This window comes from Amycolatopsis sp. NBRC 101858 (assembly GCF_030269325.1).
GTDB classification, from domain to species: Bacteria; Actinomycetota; Actinomycetes; order Mycobacteriales; family Pseudonocardiaceae; genus Amycolatopsis; species Amycolatopsis ponsaeliensis.
Window position 1 is genome coordinate 1,627,933 of sequence record NZ_BSTD01000002.1, and the last position, 18,589, is coordinate 1,646,521.

The 18,589-nt window shown below is 74.5% G+C and carries 8 protein-coding genes; 6 read left to right on the forward strand and 2 right to left on the reverse strand.

Annotated elements, in window-relative coordinates; translation table 11 throughout:
- The first annotated feature begins 37 nt into the window (after positions 1-37).
- The 6 genes from QSK39_RS20530 (at position 38) to QSK39_RS20555 (ending at position 17,046) form a co-directional block, all read left to right on the forward strand.
- Positions 38-643 (forward strand): helix-turn-helix transcriptional regulator, encoded by a 606-nt coding sequence (locus QSK39_RS20530; protein WP_285479370.1) that lies wholly within the window; start codon positions 38-40, stop codon positions 641-643.
- Positions 640-1,224, forward strand: a complete 585-nt coding sequence (locus tag QSK39_RS20535; protein WP_285479371.1) for a helix-turn-helix transcriptional regulator — start codon at positions 640-642, stop codon at positions 1,222-1,224. The genes QSK39_RS20530 and QSK39_RS20535 overlap by 4 nt, the downstream gene beginning before the upstream one ends.
- Positions 1,225-1,346: 122 nt before the next feature.
- Positions 1,347-7,406 carry a non-ribosomal peptide synthetase gene (locus QSK39_RS20540; protein WP_285479372.1) on the forward strand — a complete coding sequence of 2,020 codons (6,060 nt, stop codon included), beginning with the start codon at positions 1,347-1,349 and terminating at the stop codon, positions 7,404-7,406.
- 20 nt (positions 7,407-7,426) lie between these two features.
- Positions 7,427-14,575: a non-ribosomal peptide synthetase gene (locus QSK39_RS20545; protein ID WP_285479373.1), complete on the forward strand. Its 7,149-nt coding sequence runs from the start codon at positions 7,427-7,429 to the stop codon at positions 14,573-14,575.
- Positions 14,572-15,795, forward strand: coding sequence for a cytochrome P450 (locus QSK39_RS20550; protein WP_285479374.1), 1,224 nt, complete (start codon positions 14,572-14,574; stop codon positions 15,793-15,795). The genes QSK39_RS20545 and QSK39_RS20550 overlap by 4 nt, the downstream gene beginning before the upstream one ends.
- Positions 15,796-15,807: 12 nt before the next feature.
- Positions 15,808-17,046 (forward strand): MFS transporter, encoded by a 1,239-nt coding sequence (locus QSK39_RS20555; protein ID WP_285479375.1) that lies wholly within the window; start codon positions 15,808-15,810, stop codon positions 17,044-17,046.
- Positions 17,047-17,085: 39 nt separating this feature from the next.
- On the opposite strand, the gene QSK39_RS20560 is transcribed toward QSK39_RS20555, so the two are convergent.
- A complete protein-coding gene (locus QSK39_RS20560; RefSeq protein ID WP_285479376.1) occupies positions 17,086-18,192 on the reverse strand; it encodes a methyltransferase domain-containing protein in 1,107 nt (368 codons plus the stop codon).
- Positions 18,193-18,196: 4 nt separating this feature from the next.
- Positions 18,197-18,427, reverse strand: a complete 231-nt coding sequence (locus QSK39_RS20565) for an MbtH family protein (protein ID WP_285479377.1) — start codon at positions 18,425-18,427, stop codon at positions 18,197-18,199.
- Positions 18,428-18,589: the final 162 nt, after the last annotated feature.

The window sequence follows — 18,589 nt, forward strand, 5'->3', positions numbered from 1 at the left end:
CGAGGCTGGAAGGACCGAACCGGACCGAGGAGGACCCATGGGCGAACCCGTGCTCGTCAGCGTCGTCGCGCAGGACCCGATGCTCGAAGCCGGCGTGACGGTGGCCATGCACGGCTGTCCCGACGTCGCCGTCTCCCCACCGGGGGTGCCGCCCGCGGTCACCGTCGTCATCGTCGACGAACTGGGCGAGCGGGAACTGGACCTGGTGCGGGCCACCCGCACCGCCGAGCACCGCCCCGAGGTGGTGCTCGTGAGCACCGACCTGACGCCCGGTCAAGCCCTGCACGCCATCGCCACCGGCGCCCGCGGCCTGCTGCGGCGCCGGGAGACCGACCCCGACCGGCTCGCCCGCACGGTGCTGGCCGCCGCGGCCGGGGATGCCGCGCTGCCCCCGGACCTGCTCGACCACCTGCTCGACCACACCGCCGCCGACGGCTCCCCCGCCGACGGACTCGGGCTCGACGACCGGGAGCGGGAGGTCTTCCGGCTGGTCGCCGAGGGCCGGGAGACCGCCGAGATCGCCCGCGAGCTGAGCTACTCCCAGCGCACAGTCGCCGGGGTCGTGCACGACGTCACCAACCGGTTCCGGCTGCGCAACCGGGCGCACGCGGTGGCCTACGTGCTGCGGGCGGGGCTGCTGTGACGCGGCCCCGCGACGAAGTGCCCGTCCGGGTCACCGCGTCCGACGACGTCCTGCGCGAGAACGTCCACGCGGCACTGGGCCGCGCGGGGGTGCCGGTGCGGGAATCCGCCGACAGCGTCCTGCTGGCGGCGGGCCCCACCGTGGACGACGCGCTCGCGGATTGCCCGGCCGGTGAGCGGGCCGGCATCGTGGTCGTCGCCGACCGGCTGCCGGAGGACGGGGTGCGGCGGGCCGTGCGGGCCGGGATCGCGGTGCTCGTCCACTCCGCCAAGGCGACGCCGGTCCGGCTGGCGGCCGCGGTGCGCTCGGCCCACGATGGCGACGGACGGCTGCCGCACGAGGCGCTCGTCCGCCTGCTGGGTACCGACCGGCGCGCCCGGCGCAAACCGCCGCGGCTGACCGCCCGCCAGCTGACCATGCTCCGGCTGATGTCCGACGGCCTGGACAACATCGCCATCGCCCGGACGCTCTCCTGCTCGACGCACACCGTGAAGAACGTGATCTACGAGCTGATGAGCAGGCTGCAGGTGCGCAACCGGGCTCACGCGGTGGCCGCCGGCGTGCGCGCCGGGCTGATCTGACCGCCGGGCATGGGTAGAACGCGCAGAACTGCCCGCACCCGGCGGGTGCCGCCGCTTCCCTGGTGACGTCCCGCGCGAGCGACGGAGACTCGAAGCCCGGGACAACAGCGCGGGAGGCCGAAGTGCACGACGAGGTCAACGACGACGGCACCCTGGTGTCGTACGCGCAGCGGCGGCTCTGGTTCGCCCAGCAGCTCGACCCGGGCTCGGCGGACTACCTGCTGCCGCTGGCGGTGCGGCTGTCCGGTGAGCTGGACACCGACGCGCTGGAGCGGGCACTGACCGGGATCGCCGACCGGCACGAGGTGCTGCGCACCCGGTTCGCCGCCGTCGACGGCGAACCCCGGCCCCGGGTCGATCCCCCGGGCCGGACGCGGGTGCACCGCACCCGAGCACGTGACGCGGCCGAGCTGTTCGACCGCGAACTGAGCCGGCCGATGGACCTCGCCGCCGCCCCGCCGGTGCGGATGACGCTGGCACGCCTCGACTCCGGCGACCACCTGTTGCTCGTCGTGGTGCACCACATCGCCGTGGACGGGCGGTCGTGGGACGTGCTGCTCGACGAGCTGGCGGCCGGCTACCGCGGCGAGCCGGTCCCGGTCCCGGCGACGCGGTACGCCGAGTTCGCCCGGAAGCAGCGCGAGCGGCTGGCCGGCCCCCGGCTGCACCGCCTCCTCGAGCACTGGCGCACCCGGCTGGCCGGCCTCGCTCCGCTGGACTTGCCCACCGACCGGCCGCGCCCGGCGTTCTGGGACGGCGCCGGCGATGTCGTGCGCTTCACCGTGCCCGCCGAGCTCGTCTCGCGAGCCGACGAGCTGGCGAAAACCCACCGCGTCACCCGGTACATGCTGCTGCTGGCGGTGTACCAGGCGCTGCTCGCGCACTACTGCGAACGCGCCGACATCGCCGTCTGCACCACGCTTTCCGACCGCACCCGCCCCGAGCTGGCCGGGTTGATCGGGCCGTTCGTCAACACCGTCGTGCAGCGCACCGACCTGAGCGGCGGCCCCTCGTTCGCCGAGCTGCTGGGCCGGGTCCGGGAGACGGTGCTGAGCGGGCTCTCCGCGGCCGAAGCGCCGTTCGAGCAGGTGGTCGGCGCGGTCAGCACCGAGCGGGACCTCTCCCGTCACCCGCTGGCGCAAGCCTCCTTCACGCTGGTCAACACCGCGCTCGCGCCGATCCGGCTGCCGGGCCTGACCGCCGAGCTGGTGCCGCCGCCGCTGGTCGGTGCGCCGATGGATGTCTTCCTCGACCTCAACCTGCGGTCCGACGGCGGGCTGGCCGCGCGGCTCCAGTACGCGACGACGCTCTTCGACGCGGCGACCATGCGGCGGTTCAGCGAGGGCTACCGGACGCTGCTGGCCGCGGTGCTCGCCGCGCCCACGACCCCGGTGGCCGACATCGCGGCCGGGCTGGGACCGCTGCGGGCCACCGAGGAGGTCCCGGATTCCGTTGCGGTGGCCGGGGATCCGAGCGCGACGGCGGTCGTCGACGACGGTCGCGCGGTCACCTACGGCGAGCTCGACGCGATGGTGGCCGGGCTCGCCGGCGCCCTGAGTGCCCGCGGCGTCGGTCGCGGCGACGCGGTGGCCGTGAGCGTCGGACGCGGCGTGTGGTCGGTGGCCGCGATGCTCGCGATCTGGCGGGCCGGTGGGGTGTACGTCCCGCTGGATCCCGCGCTGCCACCGGACCGGCAGCGGTTCATGGTGTCCGAAGTGGACATCACCCACGTGATCGCGGACGTCGGTACCGACCTGGGCATCCCGGTGGTGCCGGTGACCGAGACCGGGCCTGCCGCACCCGCCGTCCGGGTACACCCGAACGACCTCGCCTACGTCATCTTCACCTCGGGTTCGTCCGGGCGGCCCAAGGCCGTCGGCGTGGAACACCGCGCCCTCGCCGCGCACGTCACCGCGACCCGGCGGCACTTCGGGTTCACCGCCGCCGACCGGGTGCTGGCCTTCTCCTCGTTCTCCTTCGACGCCTCGCTCGACCAGGTGCTGCCCGCGCTGGGCTCGGGCGCGACCGTGGTCGTCCGGCCGGACGTGCAGTGGCTGCCGTCGCGGCTGCCGGCGATCGTGCGGGACCACGGGCTGACCGTGCTCAACCTGCCGCCGACGTACTGGTCGGAACTGGCGTTCGCGCTCACCGGCGACACCGCGCCGGCGCTGCGCTCGCTGCGGCTGCTGATCCTGGGCGGGGAGACGGTTCCGCCCGCCGCGCTGACCGCGTGGCGGGCGCACGCACCCTGGGTTCGGGTCGGCAATGCCTATGGCCCCACCGAAACCGTCGTCACCGCGACCGTCCATGACGTGACTGAAGTGTCTACAGTGGACGACAACGTCCCGATCGGGCGGGCACTCGGCGGGCGTCGCACCTACGTCGTGGACGAGCAGGACCGGCTCGCGCCCACCGGCGAGCTGCTCATCGGCGGCCCGGAACTGGCGCGCGGCTACCTCGGCCGGCCCGCGCTGACCGCGGAACGCTTCGTGCCCGACGCCTTCGGCGGCACCGGCGGCCGGCTCTACCGCACCGGCGACCTGGTGCGCCGCCGCCCGGACGGTGAGCTGGAGTTCCTGGGCCGGGTGGACGACCAGGTCAAGGTGCGCGGCTTCCGGATCGAACTCGGCGAAGTCGACGCGGCGCTGGCCCGCTGCGCCGGCGTCCGGGCGGCGGCCGCCGCGGTGCGCCAGGACGCGCAGGGCGGCCGGACGCTGGTCGGGTACGTCGTCGGCGAGGCCGGCGGGGTGCGTGCCGAATGCGCGCGATGGCTGCCGGCTCACGCCGTCCCCACCGAGATCGTGCCGCTGGACGCCTTGCCGGTGAACGCCGCTGGCAAGCTCGACCGGGCCGCGCTGCCCGAAGCCCACCAGCACCGGCTCGAACCGGGCGCCGGATTCACCGCGCCCCGCGACGACACCGAGCGCGCGATCGCCGCGATCTGGAGCGAGGTGCTCGGCGTCGAGCCGATCAGCCTCGACGACTCCTTCTTCGACCTGGGCGGGCATTCGCTGCTGGCCACGATGGCCGTGTCGCGGGTCGCCGAGCGGCTCGACCGCGACGTCGAGCTGCGGACGCTCTTCGAGAACCCGCGCCTGCGCGACTTCGGCCCGAAGGTCGCCGCCGCCCGGGTCGCCGGCGGCGCGGGGATCGTGCCGGTGGACCGGCGCGGGCCGCTGCCGATGTCGTTCGCGCAGGAACGGCTGTGGTTCCTCGACCGGATGTCCGAGCTCGGCGCGGACTACGCGCTCTGGTTCTCCTGGCGGGTCACCGGTCCGCTCGACCGCGCGGCCTGGCAGGGTGCGCTCGACGACGTCGTGACCCGGCACGAGGTCCTGCGGACCGCGCTCGTCGAGCGGGACGGGCGCCCGGTGCAGCTGGTGTGCGAAGACGTCACGGTGCCCCTGCGGTGGACCGAGGCCGCGGACCTCGACGCGGTGCGGGCCGAGGCCACCGCGTTCGCCACCGCCCGGTTCGACCTGGCCGAGCCGCCGCTGCTGCGCGCCGGGGTGTGGGCGCTGGGCCCCGAAGACCACGTCGTCGTGCTGGCCTTCCACCACGTCGCCACCGACGGCTGGTCGACGGGCCTCGTGTTCGCCGAGCTGGCCGAGGCCTACGCCGGGCACCACGTCGAGCCACCGGCGGTGCAGTACGGCGACTACGCCGTGTGGCAACGCGAACACGACACCAGCGCACAGCTGGAGTACTGGCGTGCCACCCTGGCCGGACTGTCCCCTTTGGACTTGCCGGGCGACCGGCCCCGCCCGGCGGTGCGCTCCGGCCGGGGCGCGGCCGTGCGGGTTTCATGGCCGGTTCCGGCTGGGCTCGACGAGCTGGCCGCGCGCTGCGGCGCGACCCGGTTCATGGTGCTGCTGGCCGTCTTCCAGGTCGTGCTCGGCCGCTGGTCCGGCCGGACGGACGTCGCCGTGGGCACCCCGGTGGCCGGCCGGGGCCGGAGCGAGCTGGAGCGGCTGGTCGGGTTCTTCGTCAACACCGTCGTGCTGCGCGGTGACCTCGCCGGCGACCCGACGTTCGCCGGTTTCCTGGACCGCGTCCGCGACGGCGTGCTGAGCGCGTTCGACCACCAGGACGTGCCGTTCGAGCACCTGGTGCGAGAACTGCGGCCCGAACGCGACCTGTCCCGCAACCCGCTGTTCGAGGTCATGTTCGACCTCGCCGAGTCGGCGGCGAGCCCGGCACCCGCCGTCGACGGGCTCGGCTTCGCGCCCTTCACGCTGCCGTGGCAGTCGGCGAAGTTCGACCTGACCGCGAACGCCGTGCTCCACCCCGAGCGGATCGACCTGGACCTCGAGTACAGCACCGACCTCTTCGACGAGGCGACCGTGCACCGGTTCGCCGGCTGGATGCACCGGACCCTCGTCGCGGTGACCGCGGACCCGGACGTCCGGCTCGGGGACGTCGACCTGCTTTCTCCCGGGCACCGCGAGGAGCTGCTGACGTGGGCCGGAACCGGGTGCACCCCACCAGATCCTTTCCTCGTCGGCGGCGCGCCGGACGACGTCGCGCTGGTGTGCGGGGACGACGTCCTGCGCTACCGGGAGCTGGACGAGCGGGTCGGCGGTCTGGCCGCGGCGCTCGTCGAGGACGGCGTCCGGCCCGGCACCGCGGTCGGCGTGCGGCCGGCCCGGGGCGTGGCCGCCGTGGTGGCGATGCTGGCCGTCTGGCGGGCCGGCGGCGTCTACGTGCCCCTGGACCCGCGGTTCCCCGCGCGGCGGCTGGACTTCATGGTCGCCGAAGCCGGCGTCGAACGGATCATCGACGGCACCGAGCGCCCGGCGGAGCCGATCGGCCCCCGGACACCCGACCCGCGCGAAGCCGCCTACGTCATCTTCACCTCGGGCTCGTCCGGACGGCCGAAGGCGGTCGCGGTGCCGCACGGCGCGCTCGCGGCGCACGTCGCCGCCGCCCGGGAGTGCTTCGGGATCACGGCGAAAGACCGCGTGCTGTCCTTCGCGTCCTTCTCGTTCGACGCCTCCTTCGAGCAGATCCTGCCCGCCCTGAGCGCCGGCGCCCGCGTGGTGCTGCGCCCGGACGAGGTGTGGACGCCGGCCGAACTGGCCGAGCGGGTGCGCGCCGAGGGCGTGACCGTCCTGGAGCTGACGCCGTCCTACCTGGCGGAAGTGACCGCCGGTGCCGACATCCTGAGCGGACTGCGGCTGCTGGTCACCGGCGGCGAGGTGCTGCCCGCCGCGACGCTGGAGCGCTGGTTCGACCGGCACGCGGGCGTACCGGTCGTGAACACCTACGGCCCCACCGAGTCCGTCATCTCCACCACCGCGCAGCGGATCACCGGTCCGGGCACCGGCCGGGTCCCGATCGGCCGGCCGCTGGGCGGCCGCCGGGTGTACGTGACCGACGCCCGCGGTGCGCTCGTCCCGGCCGGGGTGCCCGGCGAGCTGCTGGTGGGCGGGGACGAACTGGCCCACGGCTACCTCGGCCGGCCGGGCGCCACCGCGGAGCGGTTCGTGCCGGACGCCTTCGGCGGCACCGGCGGCCGGCTCTACCGCACCGGCGACCTGGTGCGGTGGCGGCCGGACGCGACCCTGGAGTTCCTCGGCCGCGTCGACGACCAGGTCCAGATCCGGGGGTTCCGAGTCGAGCCGGGTGAGGTCGAGGCCGTGCTGCGGGAGCACCCCGCGGTCACCGACGCCGCGGTCGTGGTGCGCGACGTCCGGGGCGAGCCTGCGCTGGTCGCGTACGTCGCCGGTGCCGGGGACCTGCGCGAGTGGTGCGCGAACCGGCTGCCGGGCTACCTGGTGCCCGCGGTGTTCACGGCGCTGGAGACGCTGCCGCGGACCGTGCCGGGCAAGCTCGACGTCGCCGCGCTGCCGGATCCGGACGTGCCGGTGGTGGCGGAGTTCGAGGCCCCGGAGACCCCGACCGAGACGGTCACCGCGCAGATCTGGGCCGAGGTGCTCGGGGTCGCCCGCGTCGGACGGCACGAAGACTTCTTCGCCCTCGGCGGGCATTCGCTGCGCGCGGTCGCGGTAGCCGCCCGGCTGCGGGCCGCGTTCGGCTGCCCGGTGCCGGTGCGCGACCTGTTCGAGCACCCGACCGTCGCGCGGCTCGCGGCGCGGGTGGAAGACCGGCTCGTCGCGGAGATCGCCGCGATGAGCGACGACGAGATCGACCTGTCCCTGACGGTGGATCACCGGAACTGACGCTTCAGGAAGGACACGGCATGACCACCTCGGAGACCCGGAGCCGGGCGAACCTGTCGGCGGCCGCGCAGCGCCTGCTCGCCCAGCGCCTGCGCGGCGCCGCGACCGCGGCGACGGGCATCCCCCGCCGGGACCCGGGCGGCGACCGGGCTCCGCTGTCGGCCACCCAGCAGCGGCTCTACTTCCTGGACCAGCTCGAGCCCGGCAGCACGGAGTACCTGATGCCCGCCGCGTGGCGGCTGCGCGGCCCGCTCGACGTGCCCGCCCTCGCCGCGGCGGTGGACGAGCTCGTCGCCCGGCACGAGCAGCTGCGGGTGATCTTCCCGGACGAGAAAGGGGTGCCTGCGCAGAAGGTACTGCCCGCCCGCGAAAGCTGCCTGCGGGTGTGCGACGGCGACGCGGACACCGTGCACGAGCTGGCCACCACCCCGTTCGACCTCGCCACCGAGCCCGCGTTCCGGGCCACGCTGGTGCGCGTCGCCGCCGAGGAGCACGTACTCGTCCTGGCCATGCACCACATCGTCACCGACGGCTGGTCCGCCGACGTCCTCCTGCGCGACCTGCGCGAGCTGTACCGGGCACGGCTGGCCGGAGAGAACGCGCGGCTGCCGCGGCGGTCGATCGACTACCTCGACTACGCCGTCTGGCAACGGGAATCCGCCGACTCCGAGGCCGCGAAGGCCGACCTCGACCACTGGCGCCGGGCGCTGGCCGGGCTCAGCCCGCTGGAGCTGCCCACCGACCACCCGCGGCCCGCCGTCCGCTCGCACGCGGGCGCGGTGCACCGGGTCGAACTGTCCGAGGCGCTCTCGTCGGCCGTCGCCGAAGCGGGGCGAAAAGCCGACACCACCCCGTTCATGACGGTGCTCGCCGCCCTGCAGGCGACGCTGGCGTTCCACAGTGGACAGGACGACTTCGCCGTCGGCACCATCGTCGCGAACCGGGAGCGGCCGGAAACCGAGGACCTGGTCGGCTTCTTCGTCAACACGCTGGTCATGCGCGCGGAGTTCGGCGACGACCCGACGAGCGCGGCGCTGCTCGCGCGGACCCGCGAGCAGGTGCTCGACGCGCTGAGCCACCAGGCCGTGCCGTTCGAACGGCTCGTCGACGACCTGGTCCCCGAGCGCGACCTGTCCCGCACTCCCCTGTGCTCGGTGCTGTTCTCGCACACCGGCGCGGGCTCGGCCGGGTTCACGCTGGGCGAGGCCACCGGCGAACCCTTCCCGGTCCACCTCACCGAGGCGAAGTTCGACCTCGCGCTGGAAACCGCCGAGCACGACGGCAGGCTCCGGCTGGCGTGGCTCTACCGGACCGACCTGTTCACCGCCGAGACGATCGCCCGGCTGAGCGACCACCTGGTCGCCGTGCTGCACGCGTTCGCCGAGCGACCGGACGCCCGGCTCGGCGAGCTGGACCTGCTCACCGAGACCGAACGCAGGTGGCTGCTCGGGCCGGAAGGTCCGGGACAGCACGGGAACAGCGGGCCGGCCGCCCGGCCGGTGCTCGACCGGTTCGCCGAGCAGGTCCGCCTGCGGCCGGACGCGGTCGCCGTCAGCGGCGGCGGCGCCGGGCTGACCTACGCCGAACTCGACGCCCGTGCCGACGCCCTCGCCCGGCGGCTGCGCGCGGCCGGGATCGGCCCCCTGGTCGGGATCAGCCTGGCGCGGTCGGTGGACCTGGCCGTGGCCGTGCTCGGCGTGTGGCGGGCCGGGGCGGCCTACCTGCCCCTGGACCCGGCGCACCCGCGCGGCCGGCTGGAGTTCGTCGTCGGCGACGCCGGCATCACGGCCGCGGTCACCGACGAAGCGGGCCGGGCCGCGCTGGCCGGGCTGCCGGTCGAGCCGATCCCCCTGGACGGCCCCGCGGTGGCCGGGACGCTGCCCGGGCCCCGGACCGGTGACGCACCCGCGTACGTCATGTACACCTCGGGCTCGACCGGGCAGCCCAAGGGCGTCGAGGTCACCCACGGCAACGTGGCCTGGCTGTTCGACGCGGCCGACCGCTGCTTCGACTTCGGCGAAAACGACGTGTGGGCCCTGGTCCACTCGGCGACGTTCGACCTGTCGGTGTGGGAGCTGTGGGGTGCGCTGACCGTCGGCGGGCGCACGGTCGTGCTGACCGAGGACGAGACCCGCGACCCGGCCGCGGTCCACGCCGTCCTGCGCGACGAAGGCGTGACCGTGCTGACCCAGACCAACGCCGCGTTCAGCGGTCTACGGGCGCACCTCGAGCGCGAAGGCGCCGGCTTCGGCGAACTGGCGCTGCGCACGGTCGTGTTCGCCGGAGACGCATTCGACGCCCGTGAATACCGGGACTGGTTCGGCAGCGGGGAAAAGCGGCCCGCGCTGGTGAACATGTACGGCATCACCGAGACCACCGTGCACGTCACCCACCGGCTGATCACCGCCGCCGACCCGACCGCCGCCACGACGTCCCCGGTCGGGCGGCCCATGTACAACTCCCGCGGCTACGTCCTGGACGCGCGGGGCCGGCTCGTGCCGCCCGGCACGGTGGGCGAGCTGTACGTCGCCGGGGACGGCGTCGCGCTCGGCTACCGCAACCGCGCGGAGCTGACCGCGCAGCGGTTCACCACCGACCGGTTCGCCGGCGACGGCGCCCGCATGTACCGCAGCGGCGACCTCGTGCGGGTGCTGCCCGACGGGCAGCTGAACTACGTCGGCCGGGCCGATCACCAGGTCAAGATCCGCGGCTACCGCGTCGAGCCGGGCGAGGTGGAGAGCGCGCTGCGGGACTGCCCCGGGATCGCCGACGCCGCCGTCGTCGCCCAGGATTCCCGGCTGATCGGGCACGTGGTGACCGACGGCGTTCTCGACGTCCCCGCGGTGCGCACGGCGCTGCGCACCAAGCTGCCGGAGTACATGGTCCCCGCGCTGTTCGTGGCCCACCCCGCGCTGCCGGTCACCGCGAACGGCAAGGTCGACCGGGCCGCGCTGCTGGCCGTGCGGGCCGGGGCCGTCGCGACGCCGGCCGAGCACGTCGCGCCGCGGACGGCGACCGAGGCGGCGCTGGCCGCGGTGTGGGCCGAGGTGCTCGGGATCGACCGGGCCGGGCTCGCGGACAACTTCTTCGACCTCGGCGGCGATTCGATCCTCGCGCTGCGCGTGATCGGGCTGGCCCGCGCGGCCGGGCTCGGGCTGTCCGTGGCCGACCTGTTCCGCGCGCGGACCCTGGGCGAGCTGGCCGCGCTGGCCACCGAGGCACCGGGTGACGAACCCGCGCCGGTGGAGCCGTTCGCACTGCTCGACCCGGCCGACCGCGCGAAGCTGCCCGAAGGCCTGGCTGACGCCTACCCGCTGACCATGCTGCAGGCCGGGATGCTGCACGAAATGCTGGCCCAGCCCCGGATCGGGGCCTACCACAACGTCACCGACCTGAAGATCACCGTCGCCGACCCGTTCGACCGGGCGGCGTTCCAGGCCGGGATGGACCACCTCGTGCGCACCCACGAAAGCCTGCGCACGTCGATCGACCTGGTGTCCTACCGCGAACCGCTGCAGCTCGTGCACCCCGGCGCGAAGCTGACGGTCGGCTACAGCGATCTGCGCGGGCTCGACCCGGCCGGGCAGCGAGCGGCCCGGCGGCGCTACGCCGACACCGAGTTCGCCAACCGCTTCGACCTGACCCGCGCCCCGCTGATCCGCGTGCACCTGCACCAGCTCACCGAGCACGACCTGCGGATCGTCATCACCGACTGCCACGTCGCCATCGACGGCTGGAGCCTGACGTCGATGATCGCCGACCTGGTCGCCCTGCACGGGCGGATCGCGCGCGGCGAGGCCCTGACCGAGCCGGAACCCGCGCCGCGCTACGCCGAGTACGTCGCGGCCGAACGGGCCGCCACGTCGTCGGAGGAGTCGCTGGCCTTCTGGCGCCGGACGCTCGCCGACCTCGCCCCGGTGCGGTTCACCCGCCGCGGCGCCGCCGACGGCGCGGTGCTGTACGAGGTGCGCCGCTCGTTCGCCGGGCTGGCCGAGGACATCGGCGCCCTGGCGACCCGGGCGGGCGTGCCCCGGCGCACGGTGCTGCTGGCGGCGTTCCACCACACGATGGGCCTGTTCGCCGAACGCGACGGGCAGACGCGCGGGCACGCGGTCGGGCTGACCACCAACGGCCGGCCGGAACGCGCGGGTGCGGACCGGATGCGCGGCCTGTTCGTCAACACGATCCCCTTCGGCATCACCGGCGAACCGGCGACCTGGCTGGAGCTGATCCGCACGGTGTTCGCCGCCGAACAGGACCTGATGCCGCACCGGCTGGTGCCGCTGGCCCGGATCGCGCGCCTGCGCCCGGGCGCGCCGAACCTGCTCGACACCGTGTTCAACTACGTCAACTTCCACCAGCTCGCGCCGGAGAACTGGGAGGAGGCCGAGGAGTTCGCCCGGACGATGTTCCCGTTGTACGCCAACATGAGCGTGGACGGGTTCAGCGTCGACGTCGACCCCGAGTACCTCGACCCGGCCACGGCCGACCAGCTCGCGGACCTGATCCGCGAGCTGGTCGAGCGGATGGTCGCCGACCCCGGCGGTCCGGTCACGCGGCCCGCGCTCGCCGGCGCCGCCCGGGAACGCGCGCTCGGGCCGTGGGCCCACGGCCCGGTCGCCGGCAACCCGCCGGCGCTGTTCCCCGAGATCGTCCACGAGCACGCGGTCCGCACCCCGGACGCGGTGGCCGTGGCCCACGACGGCACCGAAGTCACCTACGCCGAGCTGGATGCGCGGTCCGACGCGCTGGCCGGGCGGCTCGCCGCGCTCGGCGTGGGGCCGGAGGTCGTCGTCGGGATCTGCACGCGGCGCGGGCCCGACCAGATCCGCGCGGCGCTGGCCGTGCTCAAGGCGGGCGGCGCGTTCCTGCCCCTGGACCCGACCTACCCGGCCGAGCGGCTGGCGTTCATGGCGGCCGACAGCGGGATGCGGACGCTGCTCACCCAGTCCGACGTGGACGGAACGGTTCCCTTCACCGGCACCACTTTGTTCCTGGACGAGCCCGACGAGGGCCCGGTCGGCACCTGCGCACGCCCGGCGTCGGACCACCCCGCGTACGTGCTCTACACGTCCGGCTCGACCGGCGTCCCCAAGGGCGTGGTCGTGCCGCACCGCGGCCTGGTCAACCTCGTCCACGCCCAGCGCGAAGTGTTCGCCACCGGCCCGGACGAGCGGATCCTACAGCTCGCGTCGTTCAATTTCGACGTGTCGATCCACGAGATCGTGCTGGCCCTGGCCAACGGCGCCCGCCTCTGCACGGCCCCGGCCGAAGCACTGCGGGCCGGGCCGGACCTCGCCCGCACCATCCGCGACCTCGGCATCACCACCGCGACCATCGTGCCGACCGCGCTGACCACCCTCGCCGGCGAAGAGCTGCCCGGCGTCCGCACCCTGCTGACCGGCGGCGAGGCACCCACCGAGCAGCTCGTCGAGGCGTGGTCGCCCGGCCGTCGCTTCTACAACTGCTTCGGCCCCACGGAAGCCACGGTCTGGACGCACATCGCCCGGTGCGCGCCCGGCGACGGACGGCCGGTGATGGGCCTGCCGTTCCGCAACACCGAGTCCTACGTGCTCGACGAGCACTTCCAGCCGGTGCCGGTCGGCGTGCCGGGCGAGCTGTACCTCGGCGGCGCCGGCCTGGCGCGCGGCTACCTGGGCCGGCCCGGCCTGACCGCGGCGAGCTTCGTACCGCACCCGTACGGCGCGCCCGGCGAGCGGCTCTTCCGCACCGGCGACCTGGCCCGCCAGCGCGCGGACGGCGCCGTGGAATGGCTGGGCCGCCGCGACTCGCAGGTGAAGCTGCGCGGGTTCCGCATCGAGCTGGGCGAGATCGAACACGCCCTGCGCGCGCTGCCCGAAGTCCGCCAGGCCGTCGTGCTGCTGCGTGACGACCTGCCCGGCGAGCCCGCGCTGGTCGCCTACGCCGTCGGCGAGAACCTCGACGCCGAGTCGCTGCGCCGGGCGCTGCGCACCCGCGTGCCGGCGCACATGGTGCCCGCGTGGTTCGTCTTCCTCGATGCCCTGCCGCTCAACGGCAGTGCCAAGGTCGACCGCCGGGCGCTGCCGCTGCCCGCGGCCGATCGGCCGGACACCGGCACCGACTACGTCGCGCCGGAAACCCCGACCGAGCGGATCCTCGCCGATGTCTGGCGGGAGGTGCTCGGCGTGGCCGACGTCGGCGCGCACGACGACTTCTACCGCGTCGGCGGCAGCTCGCTGTCCACCGTCCGGGTCGCCGCGCTGGCGACCGCCCGGGGCGTCCCGCTGACCGTGCGGGACCTCGTCGAGCTGACCACGATCGCGCAGCTGGCCGCCCGGGTCGACGCGGCCGGGCCGGACCGGGAGGTCACCGCGCTGCGGTCGGAGGTCCGGCTGCGCGACGGCGAAGGCACGCCGCTGTACTGCGTGCACCCCTCGGGCGGCAGCGCCACGTGGTACGTGCCGCTGGCCCGGGCGCTGGACCGCGGCCCGGTGCGCGGGTTCCAGGCCCGGGGCCTGCTCGGCGGGGTCGACCCGGTCACCGTGCCCGGCATCGCCGCGAACTACGTCGCCGAGATCCTCGAGCACGACGAACCCGGCCCGCACGCCGTGCTGGGCTGGTCGCTCGGCGGCAACCTGGTGCTGGAGATGGCTTCCCAGCTGCGGGCGCAGGGCCGGGACGTCGACCCGCTGATCCTGATCGAGCCCTACCTGCCCAACCCGGAAGCCGCGCGCCGGCTGGCCCGGCTGGGCCGGGACATGCTCGACGCGCTGCCGCTGCGCGACCAGGTGCGGGCGATGGCGCCGTCGCCGCGGCGAGACGCCCTGCGAGCCGAGCTGACCGCGTTGCTGCTGGGCGCCGGCATGCGGGCCGACGAGGCCGAACTGGTCGAGAACGCGCCCATCGAGGTCTGGCACTCGCTGCTGACGGCGATGGCCGACTACCGCGTCCAGCCGTACCCGGGGGCGATCCACCTGGTCGTCGGCCAGGACGCCGCCGACGCCCCGGACGGCGAGCCCATGCCCGGCCTGGACATGGACTACCGCAGCTACCTCGGCCGCTGGCGCGAGCTGGCCGGCGGCGGCCTGACCGTGCACGTCGTGCCGGGCAGCCACATGTCGATGCTCACCGAGCCGAACGTCCACGAAGTGGCCTCGCTGCTCGACAAGCTCCGGGAGACACGATGACCAGCACGCTCACCTTCACCGAGCGGTACCTCCTGGAACCCGGGATCAACGCCGACCCCTACGGCTACCTCGCCGCGCTGCGCGAGCACGACCCGGTGCACTGGAGCCCGATGCACCGTGCGTGGCTGATCACCGGGCACGCGCCGCTGACCCGCTGCCTGCGCGAACCCGCGATCACCGCCGACCGGGTGCGGCCGCTGATGGACGCCGTCCCGGCCGGTGCGCGCGACGACGCCGAACGCGCGTTCGCGATCCTGTCCCGCTGGATGGTGTTCACCGACCCGCCCGCGCACCGGCGGCTGCGCAAGGTGTTCCAGGAGCAGTTCTCCGCCCGCGTGGTCGGCCGGTACGGGGACATGGTGGCCCGCGCGACCCGGGCGCTGCTGGCCCGCCGCGCCGAGCCCGGCCGGGTCGGCGACCTCCTGGCCGACGTCGCGAAACCGTTGCCCGCCTTGGTGTTCGCCCGCTGGCTGGGCGTGCCGCAGCGGGACGGCGCGTCGTTCTGGTATTGGAACGCCCGGGTCGGCGACCTCGTCCTCGGGGCGGCGCAGGAGGAGCGCGAGTACCGGACGTCGTTGCAGTCGCTGGTCAACCTGGACGACTACCTGGCCGAGCTGGTCCGGGCCCGGCGCGCCGAGCCCGCGGACGACCTGATCAGCTCGGTGCTCGCGGGGGGCGAGATCGGGAAGTCGGTCAGCGAGGAGGAGTTCGTCGGGATGCTCACCCAGCTGGCCTTCGCCGGCGGGGAAACGACGAGCAACCTGATCGCCAACGGCGTCCGCGCGTTGCTGCAGCACCCCGGGGAACTGGCCGCGGTGCGCTCGGAGCCGGACCTGCTGCCGGCGAGCGTCGAGGAGGCGCTGCGGTTCGACGGACCGTCCAAGATGTCCATCCGGGCCGCCGCCCGCGACTTCGACCTCGACGGCCACGACGTCCACGCGGGCGACCGGATCTTCCTGGTCACCGCGGCGGCCAACCGCGACCCGGCCCGGTTCCCCGAACCCGAGCGGTTTTCGGTGCACCGCGCGGATTCGACGCACCTGGGCTTCGGGCACGGCGCGCACTTCTGCATCGGGGCCGCCCTCGCCCGGCTGGTGGCCCGAGCCGTGCTGGAGGTGCTCGTGCACGACTACCCCGGGCTGGCACTGGCCGGGGAAGACCACGAATGGCAGCTGTCACTGCTCAACCGCAGCCTGACGGCGTTGCCGGTGCGGTACTGAAAGGAGGCCGCCGTGCCGAAGACGGTGAGCCGGGCGGGGACGCGGCTGTGGGCTCCGGCCCGGCTGCCCTCGTTCCGGCTGCTCTGGCTGGGCCAGTCGCTGTCGTTGCTGGGCGACGGGTTCAGCTACGTCGCGTTCTCCTGGATCACGTTGAGCCTGACCGGCTCGACGCTCGCACTCGGGTGGGTGCTGGCGCTGCAGGCCATCCCCCGCGCCCTGCTGACGCTGGTCGGCGGCTCGCTGGCGGACAAGTGGTCGCCACGCCGGATCATGGTCCTCTCCAGCTGGGCCCGGACCGCGGTGATGGCGTCGGTCGGCGTGACCGGGCTGACCGGCACGCTGAGCATCGGGCTGCTCTGCGTCGCGGCGGCGGCGTTCGGCGCGGTGGACGCGTTCTTCCAGCCGGCCCGCATGACCATCCTGCCCTCGGTGGTGGACAAGGAAACCCTGGCGCCCGCCAACGCCCTGCTCGGCACGGGCGCGCGGATCGCCGCCATGGTCGGCCCGGCCCTGGGCGGCGTGGTCGTGGCCGTGTCCGACGCCGACGTCGCCTTCCTCGTCGACGCGGTCTGTTTCGCCCTGTGCGGGCTGTGCGTCGTGGGCGTGCGCATCCGCCACGACCACACCCCGGCGAAGACCGCCGAACCCGACGGCATGCTCGTCCGCATCCGCGCCGGGCTGCGGTACGCGTGGGCCGACCCGCGCCTGCGCACGATCCTCGCCATCGACGCGGCCGTGACGTTCTGCTACGCGGGCGCGTTCACCGTCGGTTTCGCCGACCTGGCCCGTTTCGAACTGGACGGCGGCCCGGCCACGCTGGGCTTCCTCAACGGCGCCTTGGCCGCCGGGGCCGTCCTGGGTGGCCTGACCGGCGGCCTGGTCGACGGCCGGCCCCGGATCGGGCTGTTGATCGCCGGGCTGGCGGGCTGGCTGGCCGTGGGCACGGCGGTGCTCGGCGTGCTGCACAACACCGTGGCCGCGGTCGCGACGGTGCTCGCGATGGGCTTTGCCATCGGGTTCCAAGGCGTCTTCGGCCTCAGCTGGATCCAGCGCACCATCGACGAATCGGTGCTGAGCCGCGTGCTCTCGCTCGACATGGTGGTGGGCTACGCCGTCGCGCCGGTCTCGCTCGTCCTCTGCGGCGCGCTGGCCCGCGTCCACACCGCGCTGATGTTCGGCGGCACGGCGGTGGTCCTCGCCGTCACCGCGCTCGGTGTCCTCGCTTCGGCGCGGGTACGCGCGGCGCGCTGAAAGGGGCCGGTGTTTCCCACCGGCCCCTTTACCGTCTGTTCAGGACAGTCCGAACGTGACGGCCTCCTGGAGCACCGGGTGGGCGGCGGTGCGCCGGAACTGCACGAGCTGGTTGTAGAAGCCGTCCACCGCCACGGTGTCGCTCTCGAGCAGCGCCCGCAACTCGGCCAGCCGCGGCTCCGCGTCGTCGCCGCCGACCTCCTGGCGCAGCAGGTCGAGCACGCCGTCCACGCTGTCGAACACCGGATCGACGTACGCGCCCACCGCGCACCCGTGCTCGGCCAGCCGGGCCGCGATCGCGTCCAGCTGGTAGGTCCGGCCCGCGTGCCCGGCCGAGCGCCAGGTCGCCACGACCCCGCGCGCGGCGTCGGCCAAGTGCGGCGGCAGGTCGGCCAGCAGCGGCCACAGCAGGCAGTTGCCGATCTCGGCCACGGTGGACGGACGACGCGCCGGGTCGAGCGCGGGCGCGTAGGGCAGGTTGGCCACCACGAAGTCGAACCGCTCCCCGGGCTCCAGCGCGGCGAGCAGGTCGGAGCGGCGGAACCGGACCCGGTCGGTGAGCCCGTTGAGCACGGCGTTGGCGCGCGCGATCGTGACGGCGGACTCGGTCAGCTCCAGGCCGACGACCTCCCGCGCACCGCGCGCGGCGCACAGCAGGGCCTGGACCCCGGTGCCCGAGCAGACGTCGAGCACCCGGCAGCCGGCCAGCGACGCGGGCAGCGCGGCGGCCACGAACGACGTCGAGAAGTCGAACACGGCCTTCGGCGACCGCACGGCGGTCGGGTACCCGGCGGGAACGCCGGTGATCAGCAGCATCCGCTGGGCGGGCACCACGAGCAGGTCGGCGGAGCGCCAGCCATCCGGTACCCGCTCGACCAGCTCACCGGTGTGCAGCGCCTCGGCCACCTCGGCCGGGAACGCCTGCCGGAACGCCGGGTCGTCGACGGTCTCGCCGAGCCGGAACAGCCGGAACAGCGTGCGCTGCGCCGGGGCCAGCCGGCCCACGATCCGGCGCAGCGCCTCGAACTTCGGGAACCCGGTCGCGCTCGGCCGCAGCTCCAGGGACATCCGGTGGTCCAGCAGCGGGTACATCGACCGGTCGAAGTGATCGCGGACGACGGCCAGGGCCGCGGTGTCGATCCGCATCGGCTCAGCCGGCCGTGTCCATTGCCCGGCCGCGGCCGGCCGTGTCCATCGCCCGGCGCAGGCTCAGCGGACGCATGTCCACCCACACCTCGTCGATGTGCGCGAGGCACTCCGGCCGGGTCCCGGTGAACCCCTCGGCGTGCCAGCCGCGGGGTACGACCTGTTCGGCGGCCCAGATCGAGTACTGCTCCTCGTCGTTGCGCACGACGCGGTAGGTGCGATCGGTGTCCTCCACGGCGGTCCCTTTCGTCGTCGGTCACACGGACCTCCGACGCTGCCCGCCGCGCCCGGGTGCGGACCAGGGACAAACCTGCAACGGCGGCCGCGATCCGGCACTGCCGCCGATTCCCTGGAGCCGGCTCCCCGGCGGCGGCACCGTGAGGAGGGAACGAGGAGG